Raw genomic sequence first — 25,023 nt, 5'->3', positions numbered from 1 at the left:
GGCCGCGCGCACGCGGTATGCTGTCGCAGGCACACCCAGCCGGGTTGGCGGAATAGGCTTACGCGGATGTCTCAAACACATCTGTCCGAAAGGACATGCGGGTTCGAATCCCGCACCCGGCACTCTAGCTAAAAATTCCCAGCATTCGGGAATTCACCTCATCCGGTGAACTGTATGCAGAGTGCCCACACTTCACTCTTGCAACGGTCAGCCTGATCTGCATGACCACCCTTTCGCTGCGCGATCAAGCGGTCCATCTACTCCGCCGAGGCTTCAGCAACGCTGATGTCGCCCGCCGCCTCAAGGTTCCCATCGGCACGGTCGGGGCCTGGAAGCACTACGACCTCTCAAAGCGCGGTAAGGCTCCCGGTCGCAAACGGTCCACCTGCCCTCACTGTTACGGCGATGAGCTCAGCCGTGCCGCTTATGCCTATCTTCTCGGGCTCTACCTCGGCGACGGCCATATCCTGCTTCCCAACGAATACCGCAGGGCTCAGAGCCTCCAGATCACCTGCGATGACAAGTGGCCTGGAATCATGGACTCCGTCGAACAGGCCATGCGCATAGTCCTTCCGAACAACACGCCCTGTCGTGTCCGCCGGACCGGCTGCCGCGACGTGAAGGTCTACTCGAACCACCTCACCTGCCTCTTCCCGCAGCACGGCCCCGGCAAGAAGCACGAGCGCACCATCGCGCTGGAGCCCTGGCAGCAGGAGATCGTGGACGCGCACCCCTGGGAGTTCCTGCGGGGGCTGATCCACTCCGACGGCTGCCGGATCACCAACTGGGCCACCCGCACCGTCGGTGGCGTCACGAAGCGCTACGAGTACCCGCGGTACTTCTTCACCAACACGTCGACCGACATCATCGGCCTCTTCACCGCCACCCTCGACGCCGTCGGTGTCCGGTGGAAGAACGCTTCCCGGTCCAACGGGGGCTTCAACATCTCGATCGCCCGCAGGGACTCCGTCGCCCTCATGGACGCCCACATCGGCCCCAAGTACTGACGGCGGCGCGAGCCCTCGGAGGGCCGCGCCGCCGATGGCGCCTCAGACGTCCAACGTGCCCACGTGGTGGACGCGGACGAGGTTGGTGGAGCCGGCGAGGCCGGGCGGGGAGCCGGCGGTGATGACGACGATGTCGCCCTTCTGGCAGCGGCCCAGCGACAGCAGCGCCGCGTCGACCTGTTCGACCATCTGGTCGGTCGTCGGGGCGAAGGGGCCGAGGAAGGTCTCCACGCCCCAGGTGAGGGCGAGTTGGCTGCGCACGGCCGGTTCGTAGGTGAAGGCGAGGACCGGGATGGGCGAGCGGTAGCGGGTCAGCCGGCGCGCGGTGTCGCCGGACTGGGTGAAGGCGATCAGGTACTTGGCGTGCAGGAAGTCGCCGATCTCGGCGGCCGCGCGGGCGACGGCGCCGCCCTGGGTGCGCGGCTTGCTGCCGGCGGTGAGCGGGGGCAGTCCTGCGGCGAGGATGTCGTTCTCGGCGGCTTCGATGATCCGGCCCATGGTCTTGACCGTCTCGACGGGGTACTTGCCGACGGAGGTCTCGCCGGAGAGCATCACCGCGTCGGTGCCGTCCAGGACGGCGTTGGCGACGTCGGAGGCCTCCGCGCGGGTGGGCCGGGAGGCGTTGATCATCGAGTCGAGCATCTGGGTGGCGACGATGACCGGCTTGGCGTTGCGCCGGGCGAGCTTGATGGCGCGCTTCTGGACCAGCGGGACCTGTTCGAGGGGCATCTCCACGCCCAGGTCGCCGCGGGCCACCATGATGCCGTCGAAGGCGTCGACGACGGATTCGAGGTTCTCCACCGCCTGCGGCTTCTCGATCTTGGCGATGACCGGGACGAACCGGCCCTCCTCCGCCATGATCCGGTGGACGTCCTCGATGTCGCGGCCGCTCCGCACGAAGGAGAGCGCGATCAGGTCGGCCCCGGTGCGCAGCGCCCATCGCAGGTCGGCGACGTCCTTGTCGCTGAGTGCGGGGACGGAGACGGCGACGCCGGGGAGGTTGAGGCCCTTGTGGTCGGAGACCAGGCCGCCTTCGATGACGAGGCAGCGCACGCGGGGTCCGTCGACGGCGACGACCTCCAGGGTGACGCGGCCGTCGTCGACGAGGATGCGTTCGCCGCGGCCGACGTCGGCGGCGAGCCCGGTGTAGGTGGTGCCGCAGATGTCCTTGTCCCCCACGACGCCCTTGTCGGTGGAGATGGTGAACTCGTCGCCGCGTTCAAGGAGTACGGGCCCGTGGGCGAAGGTGTCGAGGCGGATCTTCGGGCCTTGAAGGTCGGCGAGGACGCCGACGCTCCGGCCGGTCTCGTCGGCGGCCTTGCGGACGCGTCGGTAGCGTTCCTCGTGCTCGGCGTGGGTGCCGTGGCTGAGGTTGAATCGGGCGATGTCCATCCCGGCGTCGACCAGGGTCTTGATCTGGTCGTACGAGTCGGTGGCGGGCCCGAGGGTGCAGACGATTTTTGCTCGGCGCATAGTGCTGAGACTAGGCATTACCGGCGCGTAACCACGAGGCGGGTCCGGACTGCGGGATGACCGTTGCGGTAAGGCGAGTTGAACAATCTGACACACCCTCGGACCGGTGTGCGAGCGCCTTGTCCCGTGCCTCCTCCGGTCACCCGGTGGCGGCCCGGCCGATGCGATTCCGTGAAGGGGTGTTCACCTCTGGTTCACCGTCACTTCCGTTGCAGCTCCCTGCCCGGCGGGACGCTCGTCACCCCCGGGTGACGGCCGGGGGGTTCCGGGTGACGGCCCGGGGATTCGGGTAACCACCCGGACGACGTAGACGACGCGACCGAAGTCGCGTACGAGGGGGAGGCGTTCGGCATGAAACGCGGCGCTCTGGGGGTGGTGGCGACCCTGGCCCTGCTGGGCTGGGTCGCCTATGCGCTGATCCCCGACGACCACAAGGGGGGGACCCAGGTGGTCACGGTCACCGGCCTGATCGGCTCGGAGAAGCGCGGCTTCTTCGAGGACAAGGACGTCAAGGACGAGCTGAAGAAGCGGGGCCTGGAGGTCCGGGCCGATTCGACCGGCTCGTGGACGATGAGCGAGCAGGCGAAGAGCACCAAGGGGCTGGACTTCGCCTTCCCCGCCAGTGCCGCCCCCGCCCGGGAGATCCAGCGCAACTGGCAGCTGACGGACTCGCCGCTGGTGCCCTTCTACTCCCCGCTGGTGATCGTGACGCACGAGTCGGCGGCGCAGGTCCTGAAGCAGAACCAGCTGGCGGACGTGGACGCCAAGGGCGTCTGGACGTTCCGGATGGACAAGTACGTGGAGGCGCTGAAGGCCGGCAGGAAGTGGAAGGAGCTTCCGGGCGCCGAGCAGCACCCGGAGCTGGCCGGTCCGCTGTTCGTGTCGACGACGGACCCGGAGACCTCGTCCTCGGGCGCGCTGTACCTGGCGCTGCTGTCGTACGTCGCGAACGGCAACCAGGTGGTGCAGGACGACGCCGGTGTGAGCGCCGTCCGGGACGTCCTGGCCACCGCGAACGGCCTCCAGGGCATGCAGAAGATCAGCAGTGACGAGCCGTTCCGCGACTTCTTCGCGGGGGTGGGCACGCTGGTCTTCGCGTACGAGTCGCAGGCCGCCGCGCTGCCGCTGCAGGGCAAGGACACCGGGGACATGGTGGTGATGTACCCGGACACCACGATCCAGTCGGACCACACCCTGGTGGCCCGGACGGACAACGGCCGCAAGCTGGCCGACGTGTTGGAGAACGACGCGGTGCTGCGCGGGTTGGAGGCCCGGTACGGTCTCCGGCCCCAGGCCGACCAGGAAGCCTTCTGGAACCTGATGAAGGACAAGACGCCGCACTTCGCGCACGACCTGAGGAACTCCGGGTTCAAGCAGGCCACCCTGCCCTCGCTGGACAACCTCCTCAAGCTGACCGCCGCGGCGAAGGGTGGGAGCCCGAAGTGAACCTCCGTACGAAGCACCGCGGCGGACTCGCCGTGGCCCTGGCGGCCGTGCTGGCCGTGGTGACGGCCTGCACCTCGTCCGGCGGCGACAAGGCCGGTCCGCAGCCCTCCGATCCGCCCGCCGAGACCGCCCGGCCGGGGGTGCTGCGCGTCCTGGCGGGCAGCGAGCTGCAGGACCTGGCGCCGGTCCTGGAGGAGGCCCGGAAGGCCACCGGGGTGACGGTGCAGTTCTCCTGGACGGGCACCCTGGACGGCGCCGACGCGGTGTCCTCGGGCCGCGCGGACGGCAAGTACGACGCGGTGTGGTTCCCGTCCGACCAGTACCTGCGGCTGGATCCGGTCGGGAAGTCCAAGGTGCTGTCGGAGACGCCGGTGATGGTCTCGCCGGTGGCGATCGGGGTGCGTTCCTCGGTGCTCGGCGACCTGGGCTGGGGCGACGGCTCGAAGGTCACCTGGGCGCAGGTCGGCGATGCGGCGGCGGCCGGCAAGCTGACGTACGGCATGGCGGACCCGTCGCGTTCCAACTCCGGTTTCTCCACCCTGGTGGCGGTCGCCTCGGCGTTCTCCGGGGCGGACGGCGCGCTGGCCGAGGCGGACGTGCAGAAGGCGACGCCGCAGCTGAAGCAGTTCTTCACCGGCCAGAAGCTGACCTCCGGCTCCTCGGGCTGGCTGGCCCAGGCGTACACCCGGGCCGAGTCGGGCGTGGTGGGCGCGCTGGTGAACTACGAGTCGGTGCTGCTGTCGCTGAACAGGACGCTGCCGCCGCAGCAGCAGCTGACGGTGGTGCGCCCGGTGGACGGCGTGGTGTCGGCGGACTACCCGCTGTCGCTGCTGTCCTCGGCCGCGCCGGACCAGCGCGACGCCTTCCAGCGGCTGACCTCGTACCTGCTCAAGGACGACGTGCAGAAGCGCATCTCCGAGACGACGCTGCGCCGGCCCGCGACGGCGGGTGTGGCCCCGGCCGCGGGGCTGCCGACGGACCGCCGCCGGGAGCTGCCGTTCCCGGGCACCCGGGCGGTGGCGGACGGCCTGCTGGCCTCGTACCAGAACGACCTGCGCCGCCCGTCCCGGACGGTGTACGTGCTGGACACCTCGGGCTCGATGGAGGGTTCGAGGATCGCCTCGCTGAAGACCGCGATGGGCCGGCTGACCGGGGCGGACGACACCCGCGGGGTGCGCCGCTTCCGCAACCGCGAGGAGGTCACCCTGGTGTCCTTCGCGTCCTCGGTGAAGTGGTCCAAGACGCACGTGGTGCCGCCCACGGGCAGCCAGCCCGGTCCGCAGGCGGAGCTGGCGTCGATCAACGCGGACGTGCAGTCGCTGGCGGCCTCGGGCGGGACGGCGGTGTACGGCTCGCTGGAGGAGGCGTACCGGGTGATCGAGCGCCAGCAGGCGGCGGCGAACGACGACCGGTTCACCTCGATCGTGCTGATGACGGACGGGGAGAGCAACGTCGGTGCGTCGGACGCCGACTTCAAGCGCTTCCACGACGCGCTGCCGGCCCGGGAGAAGTCGATCCCGGTGTTCCCGATCAAGTTCGGGGAGGCGGCGGTGGCCCAGCTGCAGGGGATCGCGGACATCAGCGGCGGGAAGCTGTTCGACGGCTCGGGCTCGCTGGACGGGGCGTTCGAGGAGATCCGTGGGTACCAGTGACGGTCCGGCCGGGCGGCTGGGGCGGTACCTGAACTCGGCCAGGAACTGGGCCGGCCTCGGGGGCGCCGCGGTCGGGGTGGGGCTGCACGAGTTCGGGCTCGGCGGGGGCCTGTGGCCGGGGGTGGCGGCCGCCCTGTACGGGGTCGGCGCCCTGGTGGCCCCCGGGCCCAAGGCCGGCCCGCCGGACGAGCCGCCGGAGGGGCCGCCGCACGCCGGTGGTGGCGGCTCGGACCCGGGCCGGGAGTCGGGGGCCGGGTCCGGTTCGGGGACCGGGTCCGGGTCCGGTTCGGGGGCCGGGTCCGGGTCCGGTTCGGGGGCCGCCGCCCACTCCGTGTCGGTGTCGGGGCCGTCGGCGGCGGTGGTGCCGGAGGGGCCGCCGACCCCGCCACCGCCCCTGCCCGACCCCGAGTTGGAGGCGCTGGCCGCCTATCTGGACACCGTGCCGCTGCCGCCCTCCGCCGGGGTGGACGACCTGGTGGCGGCGCTGCGCGTGGCCGGCCCGGGCCCGGTGGCGGAACGGATCGTCCGGCACCGGCTGCCGCTCGCGGTGGCCGGCTACCTGCGGGCGCGGACCTGGCAGCCGTGGGTGGGCCCGGACGCCCCGGACCCGGCGGCCGAGCTCGGCCGCGAGGTGGTCCTGCTGACCACCGACCTGGCCTGATCGGGGGCCGGTGCCCGGCCGGGCACCGGCCCCCGATCCGCCGGCTCGCCCCGGCGAAGGCCCAGCTCAGGCCCAGCTCAGGCCCCGATGGTTGCCCTGCTCAGGCCGCGGCGATGGCCCGGCTCAGGCCCCCGGCCGGATGCCCGTTCAGGCCCGAAACCTCCCCTTTACCACCCTCACCCCCACCCGTCCGCGTCACGAACGAGTCGCCAAGATCTCACCTCTTGGACAGGTCCGGGGGCTATCCAGTGACCCGGCCCGCACGGCACACTTCTACGCGCGTCCCTCTACGCGCGTCGACGCATTGACGCGCCGACACGTGGACGCGCACCCACTCACGCAGCCAAGTTGACGGTCCATCTGCCGTCGCCCCACTCGGGAGAGTCGTCCATGCCCCTGAACCGCCGTGACTTCGTCACCCGGTCCGCCGCCACCGCCGCCGGCGCCGCCCTCGTCGGCGGTGCCGCCGTGGCCGCCGCCCCCTCCGCCGCGGCCGCCGAGCCGGACACGGCGGCCGCCAAGGGCCAGCGCAAGCCGCGCAAGCAGGCCTTCACCGTCATGGGCACCACCGACCTGCACGGCCGGGTGCTGAACTGGGACTACTTCACCGACGCCGAGTACGTCGACAAGGCGCACAACGCGGTCGGCCTCGCCAAGATCTCCACCCTGGCCAACCAGGTGCGCGAGGAGAAGGGCTGGAACCGCTGCCTGCTGATCGACTCCGGTGACATCATCCAGGGCACCCAGCTGACCTACTTCTACGCCCGGATCGAGCCGATCGCCACCGACGGCGACACCGTCCCGGACCACCCGATGGCCGTCGCCATGAACCTCATGGAGTACGACGCCGCCGCGCTCGGCAACCACGAGTTCAACTACGGCATCCCGACCGTGAAGGCCTTCGAGGACCAGCTGGAGTTCCCGCTGCTGGGCGCCAACGCGCTGCACGCGAAGAACGAGAAGCCGGCCTTCCCGCCGTACGTGATCAAGGAGATGCACCTCGGCGAGGGCAAGCCGCTGAAGGTCGGCATCCTCGGCCTCACCAACCCGGGCATCGCGATCTGGGACAAGGCCAACGTCAGCGGCAAGATGGTCTTCCCGGGCATCGTGGAGACCGCCGCCAAGTACGTGCCGCGGATGAAGGCGGCGGGCGCGGACGTCATCGTCGTCTCGGCCCACTCCGGCATCGACGAGGCGACCACCTACGGCGACCAGCTGCCCTGGCCCGAGGACGCCTCCGGCGAGATGGCGGAGACCGTCCCGGACATCGACGCGGTCCTGGTGGGGCACACCCACAAGGAGGTCGCGCAGCGCCTGATCGTCAACAAGAAGACCGGCAAGACGGTCGTGCTGTCCGAGCCGCTGTGCTGGGGCCAGCGTCTGAGCTGCTTCGACTTCGAGGTCGAGTTCGCCGACGGCGCCTGGAAGGTCACCTCGGTCTCCTCGCGGGTGCTGAACTCCAACACCGTGCCGGAGAACCCGGAGATCACCAACGCGATCACCGACCAGCACAAGAAGGTCGTCGCGTACGTCAACCAGAACATCGGCACCAGCAAGATCGAGCTGTCGATCGCCGAGTCCCGCTTCAAGGCCACCCCGATCATCGACCTGATCGGCAAGGTCCAGGCGGACGCCGTCAAGGCCGCGCTGGCCGGCGGGCAGTACGCCAACCTCCCGGTGCTGGCCCAGGCCGCCCCGTTCAACCGCACCGCCCTGATCCCCTCGGGCCAGGTCAAGCTGCGCGACGCCGCCGGCCTCTACATCTACGAGAACACCATGGAGGCCCGCATCCTGACGGGCGCCCAGCTCAAGGACTACCTGGAGTTCTCGGCGAAGTACTACAACCAGCTCGCCCCGGGCGCGCCGGTCGACAAGGACGCCCTGACCGGCGCCGAGGCCACCCCGGACTACAACTACGACTCGGTCTACGGCCTGACCTACGACATCGACGTCGCCCAGCCGAAGGGCTCGCGGATCGTCAACCTGTCGTTCCAGGGCAAGCCGATCGACCCCGCCGCCCAGTTCGTCCTGGCCGTCAACAACTACCGCGCCAACGGCGGCGGCAACTTCCCGCACGTGGCCGGCGCCAAGCTGGTCTGGTCGAACTCCGACGAGATCCGCAACACCATGATCGCCTGGGTGAAGGCCAAGGGCGTCATCGACCCCGCCGACTTCTTCACCGACTCCTGGCGCCTGGTCCGCGCCGGCCAGCCGGTCTTCTGACCGGCACCACCGCCCCTCCGAGGCGCCGCCGGGCCCGTCCGCCCGGCGGCGCCTCGCCGCATCCGGAGCGGTGGCAGGATGCCGCCATGACCGAGTCGGATCGCCGAGTCCTCACCTACGCACGCACTCTGACCCCACCACCTGGCTGGAAGGTCGAAGTCTCCGGTACCACCATCGTCATCACGGCGAGCCCGTCCACCACCCACGCACACACCCTCTGGCTCGTCCGCAGCCAACTCGACGCACACTGCCCGACCGGCCTGATGCCGAGCGAGAACACCGACCTCGTCTCGCCGGTCATCGGCGCGCTGCGCAACCCCGACCTGACCTACTTCCGGTTCCCCCTCGACGAATCCGGCGGCACCGAGGTGCCCGCCGAAGAGGCCGCCATCGCCGTGGAGATCGTCTCCCCGTCGAACCCGGAGAACGACCTGGTCGGCAAGGTCCGCGACTACCCGCTGATGGACATCCCGCTGTACCTCGTGATCGACCCGCGCAACGGCGACATCACGCTCTACTCCGAGCCTTCCCCCACCGGCTACCACCGACAGTGGACCGGCAAGTTCGGCGACCTCGTACCGATTCCCGCCCCCTTCGACTTCGAGCTGGCCACCGACACCCTGCTCCGCTATCCCGACTGACACGCTCGTCCCGCGAGACGATCGGACATCCAGTGAAGACTGGAGGATATTCATCCGCTCGCCTGCCCTTCCTATCGTTGAGCACATCGAGAACGGCCCCACGGGGGGCCGGTGTTGACCGGGCAGGGAGTGAGTGCGATGCGTGCGGTGGTGCAGCGGGAGGTCGGCGGGCCGGAGGTCCTGGAGGTCGCCGAGGTGGAGCGTCCGCACCTGCTGAGCGGCGAGGTGCTGGTGCGGGTGAAGGCGGCCGGGGTGAACCCGGTGGACGTGGGCGTGCGGGCGGGCATGTTCCCGCTGCTGGGCGCGCCGCCGTTCACGGTGGGCTGGGACGTCTCCGGGGTGGTCGAGGAGGCCGCGCCCGGCGCCCGGTACCGGGTGGGCGAGGAGGTGTACGGGATGCCGCTCTTCCCCCGCGCCGCGAACGCCTACGCCGAGTACGTGGCCGCGCCGTCCCGCCAGCTGGCCCGCAAGCCCGCCTCGATCGACCACGTGCAGGCCGCCGCGCTGCCGCTGGCCGCGCTGACCGCCTGGCAGGGTCTGGTGGACGCGGCGGGCGTCGGTGAGGGGCAGCGGGTGCTGATCCACCGGGCGGCGGGCGGCGTCGGCCACTTCGCCGTGCAGATCGCCAAGGCCCGTGGCGCGTACGTGATCGCGCTGGCGAGCGAGCCCAAGCACGCCTTCCTGAAGGAGATCGGCGCCGACGAGGTCATCGACTACCGCACCACCGACTACACCCGCGCGGTGAAGGACGTCGACGTCGTCTTCGACTCCTCCTCCGAGAACACCCGCGCGCTGGAGGTGCTGAAGCCCGGCGGCCACCTGGTGAGCATCATGGAGCACCGCGACCGGGAGCTGGCCGCCGCGGTCGAGGCCGCCGGACGCCGCTTCGCGGGCGTCTTCGTCGAGCCCGACCACGCCGCGCTGGAGGCGATCGCCGCCCTGGTGGACGAGGGCCGGATCCGTCCGCACGTCGCGCAGGCCTTCCCGCTGGCCGAGGCCGGCCGGGCGCACGAGCTGGTGGGCTCCGGTAGCGTCCAGGGCAAGGTCGTCCTGACGGTCGACTGAGGACTCGGCCGAACGCTCGACCGAGAACTCGACCGCAGACCGTCGAGGACTCGACCGCGGACGGCCGGGGGCCGTTGAGGACCGCCGGTGAAAGCACCCAAGGGGGACGGGCGTTGGACATCCTGACCGAGGCACTGGGCTCGATGCGGACGGCCTACCCGTCCTCCGCCCGCACCGAGGGCCGCGCACCGTGGGCCCTGCGCCTGCCCCCGGTGCTCGGCGCCGGCTTCCACGTGGTGCTGTACGGCACCTGCTGGCTGATCCCCCTGGGCACCGGGGACGGCTCCGGCCGGCAGGAGCCGATCGCGCTCAGCCCGGGCGACGTCGTCTTCCTGCGGGACGGCGGCGGCCACGTCCTGGCCGACCACCCGGACACCCCGGCGGTGGACGCCCAAGACTGCGTGAAGGACTCCGCCCCGCCGATCGGCACCCTCACCCTGGGCGGCGGGGGCGCCCGCACCAGCCTGCTGTGCGGCAACTACCACCTGGACCAGGGCCGCCCGCACCCGATGGTCCGCCAGCTGCCGGCCCTGATCCACCTGCCGACCCGGCACGGCCGCCACCCCGAACTGGCCGCCGCGGTGCAGCTGTTGGGCATCGAGCTGGAGAACCCGCGGATCGGCTCGACCGGCATCGTCCCGGCGCTGATCGACTCGCTGCTGCTGTACATCCTGCGGGCCTGGTTCGAGGACCAGCCCGCCGCGACGGCCGCCGGCTGGGCGGCGGCGCTGCGGGACGCCGCCGTCGCGCCGGCCCTGACCGCGATCCACGAGGCGCCGGCCACCCCGTGGACGGTGGAGTCGCTGGCGGACCGCGCGGGCCTGTCCCGGGCCGCCTTCGCCCGCCGCTTCACCACGATGGTGGGCGAGCCGCCGATGGCGTACCTGACCCGCTGGCGGATGACCACCGCGGCCCGGCTGCTGCGCGAGTCGGAGGCGCCGCTGACCTCGGTCGCGGCGCAGACCGGCTACGGCTCGGAGTACGCCTTCGCGAAGGCGTTCAAGCGGGAGTTCGGCCTGGCCCCCGGCGGTTACCGCCGGGAGGCCCGCGCCGCGTAGGCGCCCGCGGCCGGAGCCGGGCGCCTACGCAGTGCCGCACGCCGGCCGGCCCCGCGCCAGTCAGCGCCACACGCCGGCCGGCCCCGAACGCCGCCCGGCCCCGACCCCCGCTCAGAACGGGAACGCCGCCCGCCCGTGCTGCACCGAGATCCACTTCACCGTGGTGAAGGCGTCCACCGTCGCCTCCCCGTTGAGCCGCCCGACGCCGGAGTTCTTCTCCCCGCCGAACGGCACGCCCGGCTCGTCCGCGATGGTCCCGCCGTTGACGTGGACCATGCCGGTCTCGATCCGCTGGGCGAGCCGCACCCCGCGCTCGACGTCGGCGGTGTGCACGGCGCCGCTGAGCCCGAACGGCGTGTCGTTGGCGATCCGCACGGCCTCGTCCTCGCCGTCGAAGGGCACCAGCAGCACGACCGGGCCGAACAGTTCGCGCTGCAGGATCGGCGCGTCCTCGGCGAGGCCGGTGAGCACGGTCGGCGCCATCAGGCTGCCGGTGGTGGCGCCGCGCAGCAGTGCGGTGGCGCCGGCGGCGAGCGCCTGGTCGATCTGGGCGGAGAGGGCGTCGGCCTGGACGGGGTTGATCAGCGGGCCGATGTGGGTGGCCGGGTCCTTGGGGTCGCCGACGGTGAGCGAGGCGACCTTGGCGACGAACTTCTCGGTGAACTCGGCCTCGACGGCGCGGTCCACCAGCACGCGGTTGGCGGACATGCAGACCTGGCCCTGGTGGACGAAGCGGCTGAACACGGCCGCGTCCACGGCGTAGCCGACGTCGGCGTCGTCCAGCACGATCAGCGCGCTGTTGCCGCCGAGTTCCAGGACGGAGCGCTTGAAGTTCGCGGCGGCGACGGTCCCGACGTGCCGGCCGACCTTGTCGGAGCCGGTGAAGGAGATCACCTTGGGCACCGGGTGCTCGATGAAGCTGTCGCCGATCTCGGCGATGTCGGTGATCACGACGTTCAGCAGGCCGGGCGGCAGGCCGGCGTCCTCGAAGAGCTTGGCGATCAGGCCGCCGCCGACCACCGGGGTCTCCTGGTGGGGCTTGAGCACCACGCCGTTGCCGAGGGCGAGCGCCGGGGCGACCGCCTTGAGCGCCAGGAACAGCGGGAAGTTGAACGGGCTGATCACGCCGACGACGCCGACCGGCAGCCGGTAGAGCCGGTTCTCCTTGCCCGGGGCGGATGAGGGCAGCAGCCGGCCCTCGGCGGCCACGGACAGGTGCAGGCACTCCCGCAGCACGTCCTTGACCAGGGAGAGTTCGAAGCCCGCCTTGAGCGCGGTGCCGCCGAGTTCGGCCGTGATCGCCGCGACGATCTCGGGCTCGCGCTCCTCCAGCAGGTGCAGCGCGCGTTCGAAGACCAGTCGGCGCCGGTAGGGGTTGGTGGCGGCCCACCCCTTCTGGGCGCGCTCGGCGGCGCGGTAGGCCCGGTCGACCTCGGCGACGGTGGCGACGGTGATGGTGGCGAGCTTGTCCCCGGTGTAGGGGTCGACGTCGACGATGTCCCAGGAGCCGTTGCCGGTGCACCACTCGCCGTCGATGTACTGCAGCGCCAACTCGGAGAAGTACGACATCTGTTCCCTCTCATGCACCGACCTGATGGAACATCATCGTACTGATGTGTCAAAGCTCCTGGCGTACCGCGTGCAGCAGGTCGCGGGTCCGTGTCGGGTCCAGGCTGTCGGCGACGAGGTCGTCCATCGCGTGGCGGTACTCGGCGACCTCGGCGGGCTTGTCGAGGTAGAGCGCGGTGGTGAACTGCTCCAGGTAGACGACGTCGGAGAGCTCCGGCTCGGCGAAGCCGAGCACCGTGAAGGCGCCGCTCTCCGCCGACAGCCCGGCGTTGCCGAACGGCAGCACCTGCAGCCGGACGTTGGGCAGTTCGGCGAGCTCCAGCAGTCGGTCCAGCTGGCTCCGCATCAGCTCGGACCCGCCCCAGGGGCGGCGCAGCGCCGCCTCGTCCAGCACGGCGACGAGTTGCGGGGCGCGTTCGTCGGTGAGCAGCGCCTGGCGCTTGAGCCGGACGTCGACCCGACGCTCGATCTCCTCGGCGCCGTGGTCGTGGCAGCCGGCGGTGACGACGGCCCGGGCGTAGTCGGCGGTCTGCAGCAGGCCGTGGACGAACTGGACCTCGTAGCTGCGGATCTCGGCGGCGGCCTCCTCCAGTCCGAGGTAGTTCTGGAACCAGCCGGGCAGGACGTCGCCGTACTCGTGCCACCAGGAGTTGGCGTTGGCGTCGCGGAGGAGTCCGAGGACGGTGGCGCGTTCCTGTTCGGCCTCGACGCCGTAGAGGGTCAGCAGGTCGGCGACGTCGCGTTCCTTGAAGCCGACGCGGCCGAGTTCCATCCGGCTGATCTTGGACTCCGAGGCGCGGATCGAGTAGCCGGCTTCCTCCCGGCTGACGCCTCTGGCCTCGCGGAGCTTGCGCAGCTGGGTGCCGAGCAGCAGACGCCGTACCGTCGCGCCTCCGCCTGCCTGAGTCGTGCCCATCGAAGTCAACCTCCGCACTCGCGCAGCCCCCCGGCCGTCGGCGGCAGTCTGCCACCTGGCACCGACGAACAACAGCCCGTGCCGGGAGGCTTTCCGCCTGCTGTGAGAAGCCTGTGGTTCCGCTGTGAGCCGACCCTCGGTGCACGGAGGAGTGTCACGCCGGTGGTGCGCCCCCGCGGGTGAGTTCTTTCCCCGTGCGCCCCGGTGGGAACCCGTCTGCGCCCGTTCCCGGGCTCGCGCTGTCCGGAGGTGCCGGGGGGTGCCCGTACGCTGCCCGACGGCCTCTCCCGGTGTCTCCCGGGGCTTCTCGGCGCCGCCCGGAGAACAGCCCGGCGAACGGTCCGGAGAACAGCCCGGAGAACACCCCGGGGAGCGCCCCGGAAAGCGCCCCGGAAAACGCGACGGCGCCCGCCCTCCAACTGGTCGGGGAAGAGGGCAGGCGCCAGGAGACCGCGTTGGCCCGGCGACGCTGGCGGGGGCAGCGGGTTGAGCTCCCGGCGATGCGGCGCCGGGGGTTCGGGGGCCGGTCGGACCGTCAGACCACCAGGGGGCGGTCCGTGGGTCGGATCGGGGCGGGAAGCGGGGTCTTGCCGCCCAGGTACGCGTCCACCGCGGCGGCGGCCGAACGGCCTTCCGCGATGGCCCAGACGATCAGCGACTGGCCTCGGCCGGCGTCTCCGCAGACGTACACGCCATCGACATTGGTGGCGAACCGGCCGTCGCGGGCAATGTTACCCCGCGCGTCGAGGTCGGCTCCCAGCTGCTCGACCAGGCCGTTCCGCACGTCGGTGCCGGTGAAGCCCATGGCGAGGGTGACCAGCTGCGCCGGGATGGCCCGCTCGGTGCCCGGCACGGGCTCGAACCGGCCGTCCTTGAACTCCACCTCGACGAGGTGCAGTTCCTGGACGTTGCCGTCCTCGTCGCCGGTGAAGCGGGTGGTGTTGACGGAGTAGATCCGCTCGCCGCCCTCCTCGTGGGCGGAGGTGACCTTGTAGGTCATCGGCATGGTCGGCCACGGCTGGTGCCCGGGCCGCTCCTCGCCGGGCCGCGGCATGATCTCCAGCTGGGTGACGGAGGCCGCCCCCTGCCGGTGGGCGGTGCCGACGCAGTCCGCGCCGGTGTCACCGCCGCCGATGACCACGACGTGCTTGCCCTTGGCGCTGATCGGGGACTCGACGAAGTCGCCCTCCTGCACCTTGTTGGCCAGCGGCAGGTACTCCATGGCCTGGTGGATGCCCTTGAGCTCGCGTCCGGGCACCGGCAGGTCGCGGGCGGTGGTGGCGCCGGCGGCGACGACGACGGCGTCGAAGCGCTCGCGCAGCTGCTGCCCGGTGATGTCCTCGCCGACGTGCACGCCGGTGCGGAAGCGGGTGCCCTCCGCGCGCATCTGCTCGATGCGGCGGTTGATGTGGCGCTTCTCCATCTTGAACTCGGGGATGCCGTAGCGCAGCAGTCCGCCGATGCGGTCGGCCCGCTCGTACACCACGACGGTGTGTCCGGCGCGGGTGAGCTGCTGGGCGGCGGCGAGGCCGGCCGGGCCGGAGCCGACGACGGCGACGGTCTTGCCGGAGAGGCGCTCCGGCACCTGCGGGGTGACGCCGCCGCGGTCCCAGGCCTTGTCGATGATGGTGACCTCGACGTTCTTGATGGTCACCGCGTCCTGGTTGATGCCGAGCACGCAGGCCGACTCGCAGGGAGCCGGGCAGAGCCGCCCGGTGAACTCCGGGAAGTTGTTGGTGGCGTGCAGGCGCTCGATCGCGCCGGCCCAGTCGTCCCGGAAGGCGAGGTCGTTCCACTCGGGGATGAGGTTCCCGAGCGGGCAGCCGTTGTGGCAGAACGGGATGCCGCAGTCCATGCAGCGACCGGCCTGCTTGGTGATGATCGGCAGGAGGCTGCGCTCGACGTAGACCTCGTTCCAGTCCCGCAGACGGACGTCCACGGGACGGCGCTCGGCCAGCTGCTTGGGCGTGGTCAGGAAGCCCTTGGGGTCAGCCATTAGCCGCCTCCATCATCTTGCGAGTGGTCTCGGCCTCGGAGAGGCCATCGCGCTCAGCGGCGTCCTTGGCGGCGAGCACTGCCTTGTAGTCGGTCGGCATGATCTTGGAGAAGCGGGAGACGCCGCTGCCCCAGTCGGCCAGGAGTTCGGCGGCGACGGTGGAGCCGGTCTCCTCGTAGTGCTGCTGCACGGTCTCGCGCAGCCAGTCGCGGTCGTCGGCGGTGGGGGCCTCGATGCCCACCATGCCGTCGTTGACGTTCGCGGGGCGCAGGTCCAGGACGTACGCGATGCCGCCGGACATGCCGGCCGCGAGGTTGCGTCCGGTCTCGCCGATGATGACGACGCGGCCGCCGGTCATGTACTCCAGGCCGTGGTCGCCGACGCCCTCGACGACCAGGGTGGCGCCGGAGTTGCGGACGGCGAAGCGCTCGCCGGCCTTGCCGCGCAGGTGGATCCGGCCGCTGGTGGCGCCGTAGCCGATGGTGTTGCCGGCGATGACGTGGTTCTGGGCGTCGTTGCCGATGGCCGCGGCCTCGCGGGCCGGGCGGACGACGACCACGCCGCCGGAGAGGCCCTTGCCGACGTAGTCGTTGGCGTCGCCCTCCAGCCGCAGCGTGACGCCGCGGGGCACGAAGGCGCCGAAGGACTGCCCGGCGGAGCCGGTGAAGGTGACGTCGATGGTCCCCTCCGGCAGGCCCTCGCCGCGGTACCGCTTGGTCACCTCGTGGCCGAGCATGGTGCCGACGGTGCGGTTGACGTTGCGGATCGGCAGCTGGATGCGGACGGCGTCGCCGCGCTCCAGGGCGTCCTCGGCGAGCGTGATGAGCTGGTTGTCCAGGGCCTTGTCGAGCGCGTGGTCCTGGGTGGTGGTGCAGTGCCGGGCGGCGCCGTCGGGCAGGTCGGGCACGTGGAAGAGCGGGGCCAGGTCGAGCCCGGCGGCCTTCCAGTGGTCGATCGCGGCCTGGGCGTTGATGTACTCGGCGTGGCCGACGGCCTCCTCGATCGAGCGGAAGCCCAGGGAGGCCAGGATCTCCCGGACCTCCTCGGCGATGAACTCGAAGAAGTTGACGACGAACTCGGGCTTGCCGGAGAACCGGTCGCGCAGCACCGGGTTCTGGGTGGCGACGCCGACCGGGCAGGTGTCCAGGTGGCAGACGCGCATCATGATGCAGCCGGAGACGACCAGCGGGGCGGTGGCGAAGCCGAACTCCTCGGCGCCGAGCAGCGCGGCGATGACGACGTCGCGGCCGGTCTTCAGCTGGCCGTCGGTCTGGACGACGATGCGGTCGCGCAGCCCGTTGAGCAGCAGGGTCTGCTGGGTCTCGGCGAGGCCGAGCTCCCAGGGGCCGCCGGCGTGCTTGAGCGAGGTCAGCGGGGAGGCGCCGGTGCCACCGTCGTGGCCGGAGACCAGGACGACGTCGGCGTGGGCCTTGGAGACGCCCGCCGCGACCGTTCCGACACCGACCTCGGAGACCAGCTTCACGTGGATGCGGGCCGCCGGGTTGGCGTTCTTGAGGTCGTGGATGAGCTGCGCCAGGTCCTCGATCGAGTAGATGTCGTGGTGCGGCGGCGGGGAGATCAGGCCGACACCCGGGGTGGAGTGCCGGGTCTTGGCGACCCACGGGTACACCTTGTGGCCGGGCAGCTGGCCGCCCTCGCCGGGCTTGGCGCCCTGGGCCATCTTGATCTGGATGTCGTCCGCGTTGACGAGGTACTCGGAGGTGACGCCGAAGCGGCCGGAGGCGACCTGCTTGATCGCGGAGCGGCGCTCCGGGTCGTACAGGCGGTCCGGGTCCTCGCCGCCCTCGCCGGTGTTGGACTTGCCGCCGAGGCGGTTCATCGCGATGGCGAGGGTCTCGTGCGCCTCGCGGGAGATCGAGCCGTACGACATGGCGCCGGTGGAGAAGCGCTTGACGATCTCGGAGACCGGCTCGACGTCCTCGACCGGGATCGGCTCGCGGTCGAGGCCGTCCAGCCGGAAGAGGCCGCGCAGCGTCATCAGGCGGGCGGACTGCTCGTTCACCCGGTCCGTGTACTGCTTGAAGATGTCGTACCGGCGGTTGCGGGTGGCGTGCTGCAGCCGGAAGACGGTGTCCGGGTCGAACAGGTGCGGCTCGCCCTCGCGGCGCCACTGGTACTCGCCGCCGATCTCCAGCGCGCGGTGCGCGGCGGGGATACCGGAGGCGGGGTACGCCTTGGCGTGGCGGGCGGCGGTCTCCCGGGCGAGTTCGTCCAGGCCGATGCCGCCGAGCTTGGTGGTGGTGCCGGCGAAGTAGCCGTCGACCAGGGCCTGGGAGAGGCCGATGGCCTCGAAGACCTGGGCGCCGCGGTAGGAGGCGACGGTGGAGATGCCCATCTTGGACATGACCTTGAGCACGCCCTTGCCGAGCGCCTTGATCAGGTTCTTGATGGCCTTCTCGGGCTCGACGCCCTGGATGAACACGCCCTGGGCGACGAGGTCCTCGACGGACTCCATGGCCAGGTACGGGTTGACCGCGCCGGCGCCGTAGCCGATCAGCAGCGCGACGTGGTGCACCTCGCGGACGTCGCCGGCCTCGACCAGCAGCGACACCTGGGTGCGCTGCTTGGTGCGGATGAGGTGGTGGTGGATCGCGGAGGTGAGCAGCAGGGAGGGGATCGGGGCGTGCTCGGCGTCCGAGTGGCGGTCGGAGAGCACGATGATCCGGGCGCCGTCGGCGATCGCGGCGTCGGCCTCGGCGGCGATCGCGGCGAGCCGGGAGGCCAGGCCCTCGCCGCCGCCGGAGACCTTGTAGAGGCCGGAGAGCGTGACGGCCTTGAGGCCGGGCTGGTCGCCGTCGGCGTTGATGTGGACGAGCTTGGCCAGCTCGTCGTTGTCGATCACCGGGAAGGTGATGCCGACCGAGCGGCAGGCGGCGGCCTCGGCGGCCAGCAGGTTGCCCTCGGGGCCGAGGTTGGAGAGCAGCGAGGTGACGAGCTCCTCGCGGATGGCGTCCAGCGGCGGGTTGGTGACCTGCGCGAAGAGCTGCACGAAGTAGTCGAACAGCAGGCGCGGCTTCTCGCTGAGCGCGGCGATCGGCGAGTCGGTGCCCATCGAGCCGAGGGCTTCGGCGCCGGTCTTGGCCATCGGCGCGAGGATGACCCGCAGCTCCTCCTCGGTGTAGCCGAAGGTCTGCTGGCGGCGGGTGACGGAGGCGTGGGTGTGCGCGATGTGCTCGCGCTCGGGCAGCTTGGCGAGCTGGATCTGCCCGGCGCCGACCCATTCCTGGTAGGGGTGCTCGGCGGCGAGGGCGGACTTGATCTCCTCGTCCTCGACGATGCGGCCCTCGGCGGTGTCGATCAGGAACATCCGGCCGGGCTGCAGGCGGCCCTTCTTGGCGACCTTCTCCTGGTCGATGTCGAGCACGCCGACCTCGGAGGAGAGGACGACCAGGCCGTCCTCGGTGATCCAGTAGCGGGCCGGGCGCAGGCCGTTGCGGTCGAGCACGGCGCCGATCTGGGTGCCGTCGGTGAAGGTGACGCAGGCCGGTCCGTCCCAGGGCTCCATGAGGTTGGAGTGGTACTGGTAGAAGGCGCGGCGGGCCGGGTCCATGGTGGCGTGGTTCTCCCACGCCTCCGGGATCATCATCAGCACCGAGTGCGGCAGCGAGCGGCCGCCGAGGTGGAGCAGTTCCAGGACCTCGTCGAAGGAGGCGGAGTCCGAGTGGTCCGGGGTGCAGATCGGGAAGATCCGCTCCAGGCCCTGCCCGTTCCGGTTGGCCGGGATGAGGTCGGTGACGAGCTGGGACTCGCGGGCGCGCATCCAGTTGCGATTGCCCTTGACCGTGTTGATCTCGCCGTTGTGCGCGACGAAGCGGTACGGGTGGGCGAGCGGCCAGCTCGGGAAGGTGTTGGTGGAGAAGCGCGAGTGCACCAGGCCGATCGCGGACGCGTAGGTGCGGTCCGAGAGGTCGGGGAAGAAGGGCTCCAGCTGGCCGGTGGTCAGCATGCCCTTGTAGACGATGGTGCGCGCGGACAGCGACGGGAAGTAGACCCCGGCCTCGCGCTCGGCCCGCTTGCGGACGACGAAGGCGGTCCGGTCGAGCTCGATGCCGGCGAGGCCGTCCTTGCTCAGGAAGACCTGGCGGAAGCGCGGCATCACGCTGCGCGCGGTGGAGCCGAGCAGGTCCGGGGTGACGGGGACGTCGCGCCAGCCGAGGACGGTGAGGTCCTCGTCGGCGGCGATGGCCTCGATCTGCGCGACGGCGGCGGCGTCCTGGTCGTCGTCGTCGGGCAGGAAGGCGATGCCGACGGCGTAGGCGCCGGCGGCCGGGAGTTCGAAGTCGACGCGGCCGCGCAGGAACGCGTCGGGGATCTGGGTCAGGATTCCCGCACCGTCACCGGAGTCCGGCTCGGCGCCGGTGGCGCCGCGGTGCTCCAGGTTGCGCAGGACGTTCAACGCCTGCTCGACGATGGTGTGGTCGGCGATGCCGGTCAGCGTGGCGACGAAACCGACGCCACAGGCGTCGTGCTCGTTTCGCGGGTCGTACAGGCCCTGAGCAGCAGGTCGCGCATCCGGCACGAGCGAGTACGGCTGGCGGGCGGCGCCGGCCTGGAGCTCGTTGGCGGAGTGCATGGATGCAGGCAGCATCGGCTCTCCCGTCGTCGTCTTTCGGCAAGTTGGTGCAAGTAGGGACGACGTTGGCCCTGATGCGATGGTGCGGTGTCGTGCAAGTTACATGATGCCCAGGATCCCGAGAAGCGGAATATCCCGTCCACATGGCGGGACGAGCCGCAGGTCAGGGGGTGTGGGAAGAAGGACGTGCCACAGTGCACGTCCCGACGATTGTGCCCAACGGTCCCCGGCCTGAAACAGGGGCGAAACCGGATCGCCACAGAGGCCGATCATGGCCGCCTGCGAATCCATTCCGGGAATCGGCCCACGGATGCGAATCCGCGGCGCCGAGGCCCGGATGGTGAGACTAGGCCAGGCATGACGCGACGCCCATGTGTGAAACGTCACGCATTGCCCGGCATAATCATGCAGAGTTCTGGGTCATCCCACAGGTCCCGACGACCGCTCGGCGGGCCTCAGCCCACGTGCCCGCCGATCAACGAGCCGAGCAGGTACGTCACCCCGGCCGCCGCGCCGCCCAGCACCAGCTGCCGCAGCCCGCTGAACCACCAGCTGCGGGCCGTCACCCGGGCCACCACCGCGCCGCACAGGAACAGCCCGGCCGCCGCCAGCACCAGCGCGGGCAGCAGCGAGGTCGCGCCCAGCAGGTACGGCAGCAGCGGCAGCAGCGCGCCGAGCGCGAAGCACAGGAACGACGACCCGGCCGCGACCAGCGGCGAGGGCAGGTCGGTGGGGTCGATGCCCAGCTCCTCGCGGGCGTGCACCTCCAGGGCCAGCTCCGGGTCGACCGACAGCTGCCGGGCCACCTCGTGGGCGAGCTCCGGGTCCACCCCGCGCGAGACGTACAGCTGGGCCAGCTCGGCCAGCTCGCCGTGCGGGTTGCGGCTCAGCTCCAGCCGCTCGGCCTCGATCTCGGCCTGCACCAGCTCCCGCTGCGAGGCCACCGAGGTGTACTCCCCCGCGGCCATCGAGCAGGCGCCGGCCGCCAGGCCCGCCAGGCCCGTGAGGATCACCGTGCCGTTGGACACCGCGCCACCGACCACACCGGTCATCAGCGCGAAGTTGGACACCAGGCCGTCCACCGCCCCGAACACGGCCGGCCGCAGCCAGCCGCCGTTGACGTCCCGGTGGTGACCGGCCGCGGGTATCCGGGGCTGGTGCCCGGCCTCGGGTTCCAACGTGGTCGCACTCATGTCCCTGTCCCCTCCGTCGTCATTGGTCCGCCCTGAACGTAGCCCTCCTGACCTGCGCATTTCCAGCAAAGTAAGGCTGTCCGAACACGACTGAGGCCACCCTTCGCATGCGCTGCGAAGGGTGGCCCCGGTCGGGGGAAGCCCCAGGTCAGATCGGGTTCTTGGCGTCCTCGTCGGCCTTGTCGGCGGCCACCGCAGCGGGTGCGGCGGCCGGCTTTCCGTCCACGGAACGGGACGACTTCGCCCCGCCCCCGCCTCTCCCGCCGTCGGCGTCCGACTTCTCCGCGGCCTTCTCCGCGCCCTTGATGTCCGCCTTCGCCGCGCCCTTGACGTCCGCCTTGTCCGCCTTGTCCGCGGCCACGCCCTCGGCGCCCTCCGCCTCCAGGTGCGCGGCCGGGTCGATGGTCGCCGGGTCCTCCCGGCCGGGCCGCTTCTTGCCGACGATCACCAGGTACGCCACGGCGCACAGGAACACCGCGATCGACACCCAGTCGTTCAGGCGCAGACCGAAGTAGACGTGCGCCTCGTCGATCCGCAGCCACTCGGTCCAGAACCGGCCCACCGTGTACGCGGCGACGTACAGCGCGAAGGCCCGGCCGTGGCCCAGCGTGAACCGGCGGTCCGCCCAGATCACCAGCAGCGCGACACCGACGCACCAGAGCGACTCGTACAGGAAGGTCGGGTGGTAGACGCCCTCCACGACGGTGCCGTCCGGCAGCACCTTGTGGATCTTCAGGCCCCACGGCAGCGTGGTCTCGCGGCCGTACAGCTCCTGGTTGAAGTAGTTGCCCCAGCGGCCCAGCGCCTGCGCGAGCGCGATGCCCGGCGCGATGGCGTCGGCGTAGGCGGGCAGCGGCACACCCCGGCGGCGGCAACCGATCCAGGCGCCGACCGCGCCCAGCGCGATCGCGCCCCAGATGCCGAGGCCGCCCTCCCAGATCTTGAGGGCGTTCCAGGGGTTCTTCCCCTCACCGAAGTACAGCCGGCCACCATCGGTGATCACGTGGTAGAGGCGGCCTCCGACCAGGCCGAACGGCACGGCCCACACGGCGATGTCACCGACCGTGTGTTTGGCACCGCCCCGGGCGACCCAGCGCTTGCTGCCGAGCCAGACGGCGACGACGACACCGAGGATGATGCAGAAGGCGTAGGCGCGCAGCGGGACTGGTCCGAGGTTCCAGACGCCCCGCGACGGGCTGGGAATGTAGGCGATATCCATGGCAGTTCCGACGCTACAGGGTCAATGGCCCGGGTCGGACACCCCCGGGGTCACAGAAGCCGAACAACAGGGGAAGCCGCCCCCTCCGGACGGGGAGGGGGCGGCGGGCCGGGCAGGGGGTTCAGCCGGCGTTCGGCGACGGGTTGTTGGCCTCCGAAGCCGCACTGGTCGGCGCCGGGGTCTGCCCGTGCGAGCCCGCCGTGCCGAGCTGCTTGCCCTGGTTCGCGGCGTCCACCCACTTCGCCAGGTTCTCCGGGGTGATCTCCTCGCTGCCGTTCTTCGGGTAGATCGGCTGGCCGTTGAGCAGCACCGTCGGGGTGGACTTGTAGCTGGACTTGTCGAAGTCCTGCTGCACCGAGGACACCCATCCGCCGTACTTGTTGTCGTTGACGCAGGCCTGGAACTCGGGCGTGTCCAGACCGTTGACCTGCTTCGCCAGGTTCAGCAGGACGGCCTTGTCGCCGAAGGCGTCGTTGGTCTCCTCCGGCTGGTTGCGGTACAGCACGTCGTGGTAGTCCCGGAAGTGCCCGGCGTCCTGGGCGCAGGCCAGCGCGTTGGCGGCGGTCTTGGAGCCCTTGCCCGGCACGGCCCGGTCGATGAACGACACGATGTGGTAGTTGGTGTAGACCTTGCCGGCGTCCTCCAGCTGGTCGACGGTCGGCGAGAACTCCCGCTCGAACATGCCGCAGGCGGGGCAGCGCGGGTCCTCGTAGACGGTGAGGACGGAGGGCGCGTTGCCGGCACCGACCGGGATGACGAGGTTCTTGTCGCCGATGGTCCCGGCCGGGGCGGCGGTCGGGGTCTCCGGCTTGGAGCGCTCGTTCTGCACCACGACGCCGACGACCACCGCGGCGGCGATCACCGCGAGCACGGCGCCGCCCACGATCAGCTTCTTCCTGCGCCGGGCGGAGGACTCCTCGGCCGCCCGCTGCTCCTGCATCCGCTCACGGGCGGTGCGCTTGCCTTCTCGGTTCTTCTCGCTCATTGCCTTGACATCCACGGTCGGGGGCCTTCGTCGGGTGCGGGGTGGGCGGGGACGGGGGTGCGGCGGGGCCGGCGGGTCAGGTCGCCAGCCAGCGGTCCACCGAGAACCGGGTACGGGGCCGCCACAGCAGCCACCCGGCCAGCAGCAGGAACCCGGTGTCGCGCAGGATCTCCTGCAGGTACGCGGTCTGGGACTCGTCGACGTGCCCGCCGCCGCCGAAGCAGCCGCAGTCGATCGAGATGCCGCGCGCCCAGGCGGAGGCGATCCCGGCGATGAAGACGAGCAGCAGCAGCGCCGAGACCCCGGCGACCAGCCGGACACCGAGCCCGATCACCAGCAGGAACGCGAGCGCCAGCTCCAGGAAGGGCAGGCCGTAGCCGATCGGCTTGACCAGGCCCTCGGGCAGGATCTCGTACGCCCGGACGGCCTGGGCCGCCTCCGCCGGGTCGGCGATCTTGGCCAGCCCGGCCCAGCCCCACACCACCGCGAGTCCGAGCCGTACGACCAGGCCGACCCACTCGCTCCAGACCGGCACCGGCCGCCGCTCCGACGGCGCGGGGACCGGGCCGTCGGGCTGCACTGCCGGGCCGGCCATCAGGGAACCCCCCTCGGGAAACTCGTTCACTTCCTGACGAACCGCAGGGAAGGAAGGGGGGTTCCTCCCCGTTCAGGAATCAAGCCGGAAGAGTGACGGCCTGTCCGATTCCGGCGAACACCCGTACGTCAGTGGCACCCCGGCATCCGCCCCGGATCGAACAGATCCGGCCGCCCGTGCCCCGCCCGCTCGGCGGCGTCCCACCGAGCCGCCTCGGCACACGCGACCGCGTCCCGCTCCGCCCGCTCCGCCCCCCGCTTGGCCAACGCCTGCCCCACCTCGGTGTGCGCCACGACGGCAGCACCCAGAGCCAGCGCAGCAGCCGCCGCCCGCAGCAGAACGGCCCGATGAAAACCCCGCACCGGCTCACCCCTTTCGCTCGCTCCGCTCCCCCGTACACCTCGTTCGTGCACTCGTCCCTCCACTCAACGCCCGTCAACCCCGCCTGATGCGTGTCGCCCCCACTGTTCACCCGTTCGGTGCCGCCCCAGCACCCCCACACACCCCAGCCCCAGCCACCCCCAGCCCCCACCCCCAGCCCCCCACCCCTAGCACCCCCACCCTCATCGAGAGGACCACCCCCACCCCGCCGCACCCACCCCCGGCCCCACCCCCCACCCACCCCCGTCCCTCCCCAGCGAGAGGGACGCGCTGCGGGGACGGACGGGGGCGGCGCAGGGGGTGGCCCGGAGAGGGGCGTTGCGGGTGATTTTCAGACTGCCAACGGCGC

17 protein-coding genes and 1 tRNA gene are annotated in these 25,023 nt (G+C 71.2%); 9 read left to right on the top strand and 9 right to left on the bottom strand.

Translation table 11 applies throughout. The features are described 5' to 3' along the window. The first annotated feature begins 38 nt into the window (after window positions 1–38). Window positions 39–122 (top strand) — tRNA-Leu (locus tag ABT048_RS24070). Window positions 123–221: 99 nt separating this feature from the next. Next, window positions 222–1,007, top strand: coding sequence for an RNA polymerase sigma factor (locus tag ABT048_RS24065; RefSeq protein ID WP_350523534.1), 786 nt, complete (start codon window positions 222–224; stop codon window positions 1,005–1,007). A 42-nt stretch (window positions 1,008–1,049) separates the two neighbouring features. On the opposite strand, the gene pyk is transcribed toward ABT048_RS24065, so the two are convergent. Next, window positions 1,050–2,480 (bottom strand): pyruvate kinase, encoded by a 1,431-nt coding sequence (gene pyk / locus ABT048_RS24060; protein ID WP_350523533.1) that lies wholly within the window; start codon window positions 2,478–2,480, stop codon window positions 1,050–1,052. Window positions 2,481–2,831: 351 nt separating this feature from the next. On the opposite strand from pyk, the gene ABT048_RS24055 reads away from it, so the two are divergent. The 7 genes from ABT048_RS24055 to ABT048_RS24025 all read left to right on the top strand — a co-directional run bounded on the left by ABT048_RS24055 (window position 2,832) and on the right by ABT048_RS24025 (window position 11,226). Beyond that, on the top strand, window positions 2,832–3,926 hold the full coding sequence (locus tag ABT048_RS24055) for a substrate-binding domain-containing protein (protein WP_350523532.1): 1,095 nt from the start codon (window positions 2,832–2,834) through the stop codon (window positions 3,924–3,926). Next, window positions 3,923–5,578, top strand: coding sequence for a VWA domain-containing protein (locus ABT048_RS24050; protein WP_350523531.1), 1,656 nt, complete (start codon window positions 3,923–3,925; stop codon window positions 5,576–5,578). Before ABT048_RS24055 ends, ABT048_RS24050 begins: the two co-directional genes overlap by 4 nt. Continuing rightward, entirely contained in the window at window positions 5,565–6,239 is a 675-nt protein-coding gene (locus ABT048_RS24045; protein WP_350523530.1) for a hypothetical protein, read from the top strand. The genes ABT048_RS24050 and ABT048_RS24045 overlap by 14 nt, the downstream gene beginning before the upstream one ends. 390 nt (window positions 6,240–6,629) lie before the next feature. Further along, window positions 6,630–8,462, top strand: a complete 1,833-nt coding sequence (locus ABT048_RS24040) for a bifunctional metallophosphatase/5'-nucleotidase (RefSeq protein ID WP_350523529.1) — start codon at window positions 6,630–6,632, stop codon at window positions 8,460–8,462. An 86-nt stretch (window positions 8,463–8,548) separates the two neighbouring features. Next, window positions 8,549–9,103: a Uma2 family endonuclease gene (locus ABT048_RS24035; protein WP_350523528.1), complete on the top strand. Its 555-nt coding sequence runs from the start codon at window positions 8,549–8,551 to the stop codon at window positions 9,101–9,103. Between the two features lie 138 nt (window positions 9,104–9,241). Beyond that, the gene (locus tag ABT048_RS24030; RefSeq protein WP_350523527.1) at window positions 9,242–10,168 is read left to right on the top strand and encodes an NADP-dependent oxidoreductase; all 927 of its coding nucleotides are present in this window, start codon (window positions 9,242–9,244) and stop codon (window positions 10,166–10,168) included. Window positions 10,169–10,281: 113 nt separating this feature from the next. Continuing rightward, the gene (locus ABT048_RS24025) at window positions 10,282–11,226 is read left to right on the top strand and encodes an AraC family transcriptional regulator (RefSeq protein WP_350523526.1); all 945 of its coding nucleotides are present in this window, start codon (window positions 10,282–10,284) and stop codon (window positions 11,224–11,226) included. A 111-nt stretch (window positions 11,227–11,337) separates the two neighbouring features. Here the strand turns inward: ABT048_RS24025 and ABT048_RS24020 are convergent, their stop codons facing one another. The 8 genes from ABT048_RS24020 to ABT048_RS23985 all read right to left on the bottom strand — a co-directional run bounded on the left by ABT048_RS24020 (window position 11,338) and on the right by ABT048_RS23985 (window position 24,293). After that, on the bottom strand, window positions 11,338–12,795 hold the full coding sequence (locus tag ABT048_RS24020; protein ID WP_350523630.1) for an aldehyde dehydrogenase family protein: 1,458 nt from the start codon (window positions 12,793–12,795) through the stop codon (window positions 11,338–11,340). Between the two features lie 49 nt (window positions 12,796–12,844). Continuing rightward, complete coding sequence (locus tag ABT048_RS24015; protein ID WP_350523525.1) at window positions 12,845–13,711, bottom strand: Sco1979 family transcriptional regulator; 867 nt, start codon at window positions 13,709–13,711, stop codon at window positions 12,845–12,847. A 535-nt stretch (window positions 13,712–14,246) separates the two neighbouring features. Next, window positions 14,247–15,707, bottom strand: a complete 1,461-nt coding sequence (locus ABT048_RS24010) for a glutamate synthase subunit beta (RefSeq protein WP_350523524.1) — start codon at window positions 15,705–15,707, stop codon at window positions 14,247–14,249. Then, window positions 15,700–20,301 (bottom strand): glutamate synthase large subunit, encoded by a 4,602-nt coding sequence (gltB, locus tag ABT048_RS24005; protein ID WP_350523629.1) that lies wholly within the window; start codon window positions 20,299–20,301, stop codon window positions 15,700–15,702. The genes ABT048_RS24010 and gltB overlap by 8 nt, the downstream gene beginning before the upstream one ends. Window positions 20,302–20,756: 455 nt before the next feature. Next, window positions 20,757–21,494, bottom strand: coding sequence for a VIT1/CCC1 transporter family protein (locus tag ABT048_RS24000; protein WP_350523523.1), 738 nt, complete (start codon window positions 21,492–21,494; stop codon window positions 20,757–20,759). 148 nt (window positions 21,495–21,642) lie between these two features. After that, the gene (lgt, locus tag ABT048_RS23995) at window positions 21,643–22,713 is read right to left on the bottom strand and encodes a prolipoprotein diacylglyceryl transferase (protein WP_350523522.1); all 1,071 of its coding nucleotides are present in this window, start codon (window positions 22,711–22,713) and stop codon (window positions 21,643–21,645) included. Between the two features lie 121 nt (window positions 22,714–22,834). Further along, the gene (locus ABT048_RS23990; RefSeq protein ID WP_350523521.1) at window positions 22,835–23,698 is read right to left on the bottom strand and encodes a DsbA family protein; all 864 of its coding nucleotides are present in this window, start codon (window positions 23,696–23,698) and stop codon (window positions 22,835–22,837) included. A gap of 76 nt (window positions 23,699–23,774) precedes the next feature. Beyond that, window positions 23,775–24,293, bottom strand: a complete 519-nt coding sequence (locus ABT048_RS23985) for a MauE/DoxX family redox-associated membrane protein (protein ID WP_350523520.1) — start codon at window positions 24,291–24,293, stop codon at window positions 23,775–23,777. Between the last annotated feature and the right edge of the window lie 730 nt (window positions 24,294–25,023).

Source organism: Kitasatospora sp. NPDC096140 (genome assembly GCF_040303045.1).
In the GTDB taxonomy this organism is placed as follows: Bacteria; Actinomycetota; Actinomycetes; order Streptomycetales; family Streptomycetaceae; genus Kitasatospora.
The sequence above is the reverse complement of the archived record's forward strand: the minus strand, read 5'-3'. Positions and strand labels throughout refer to the sequence as shown.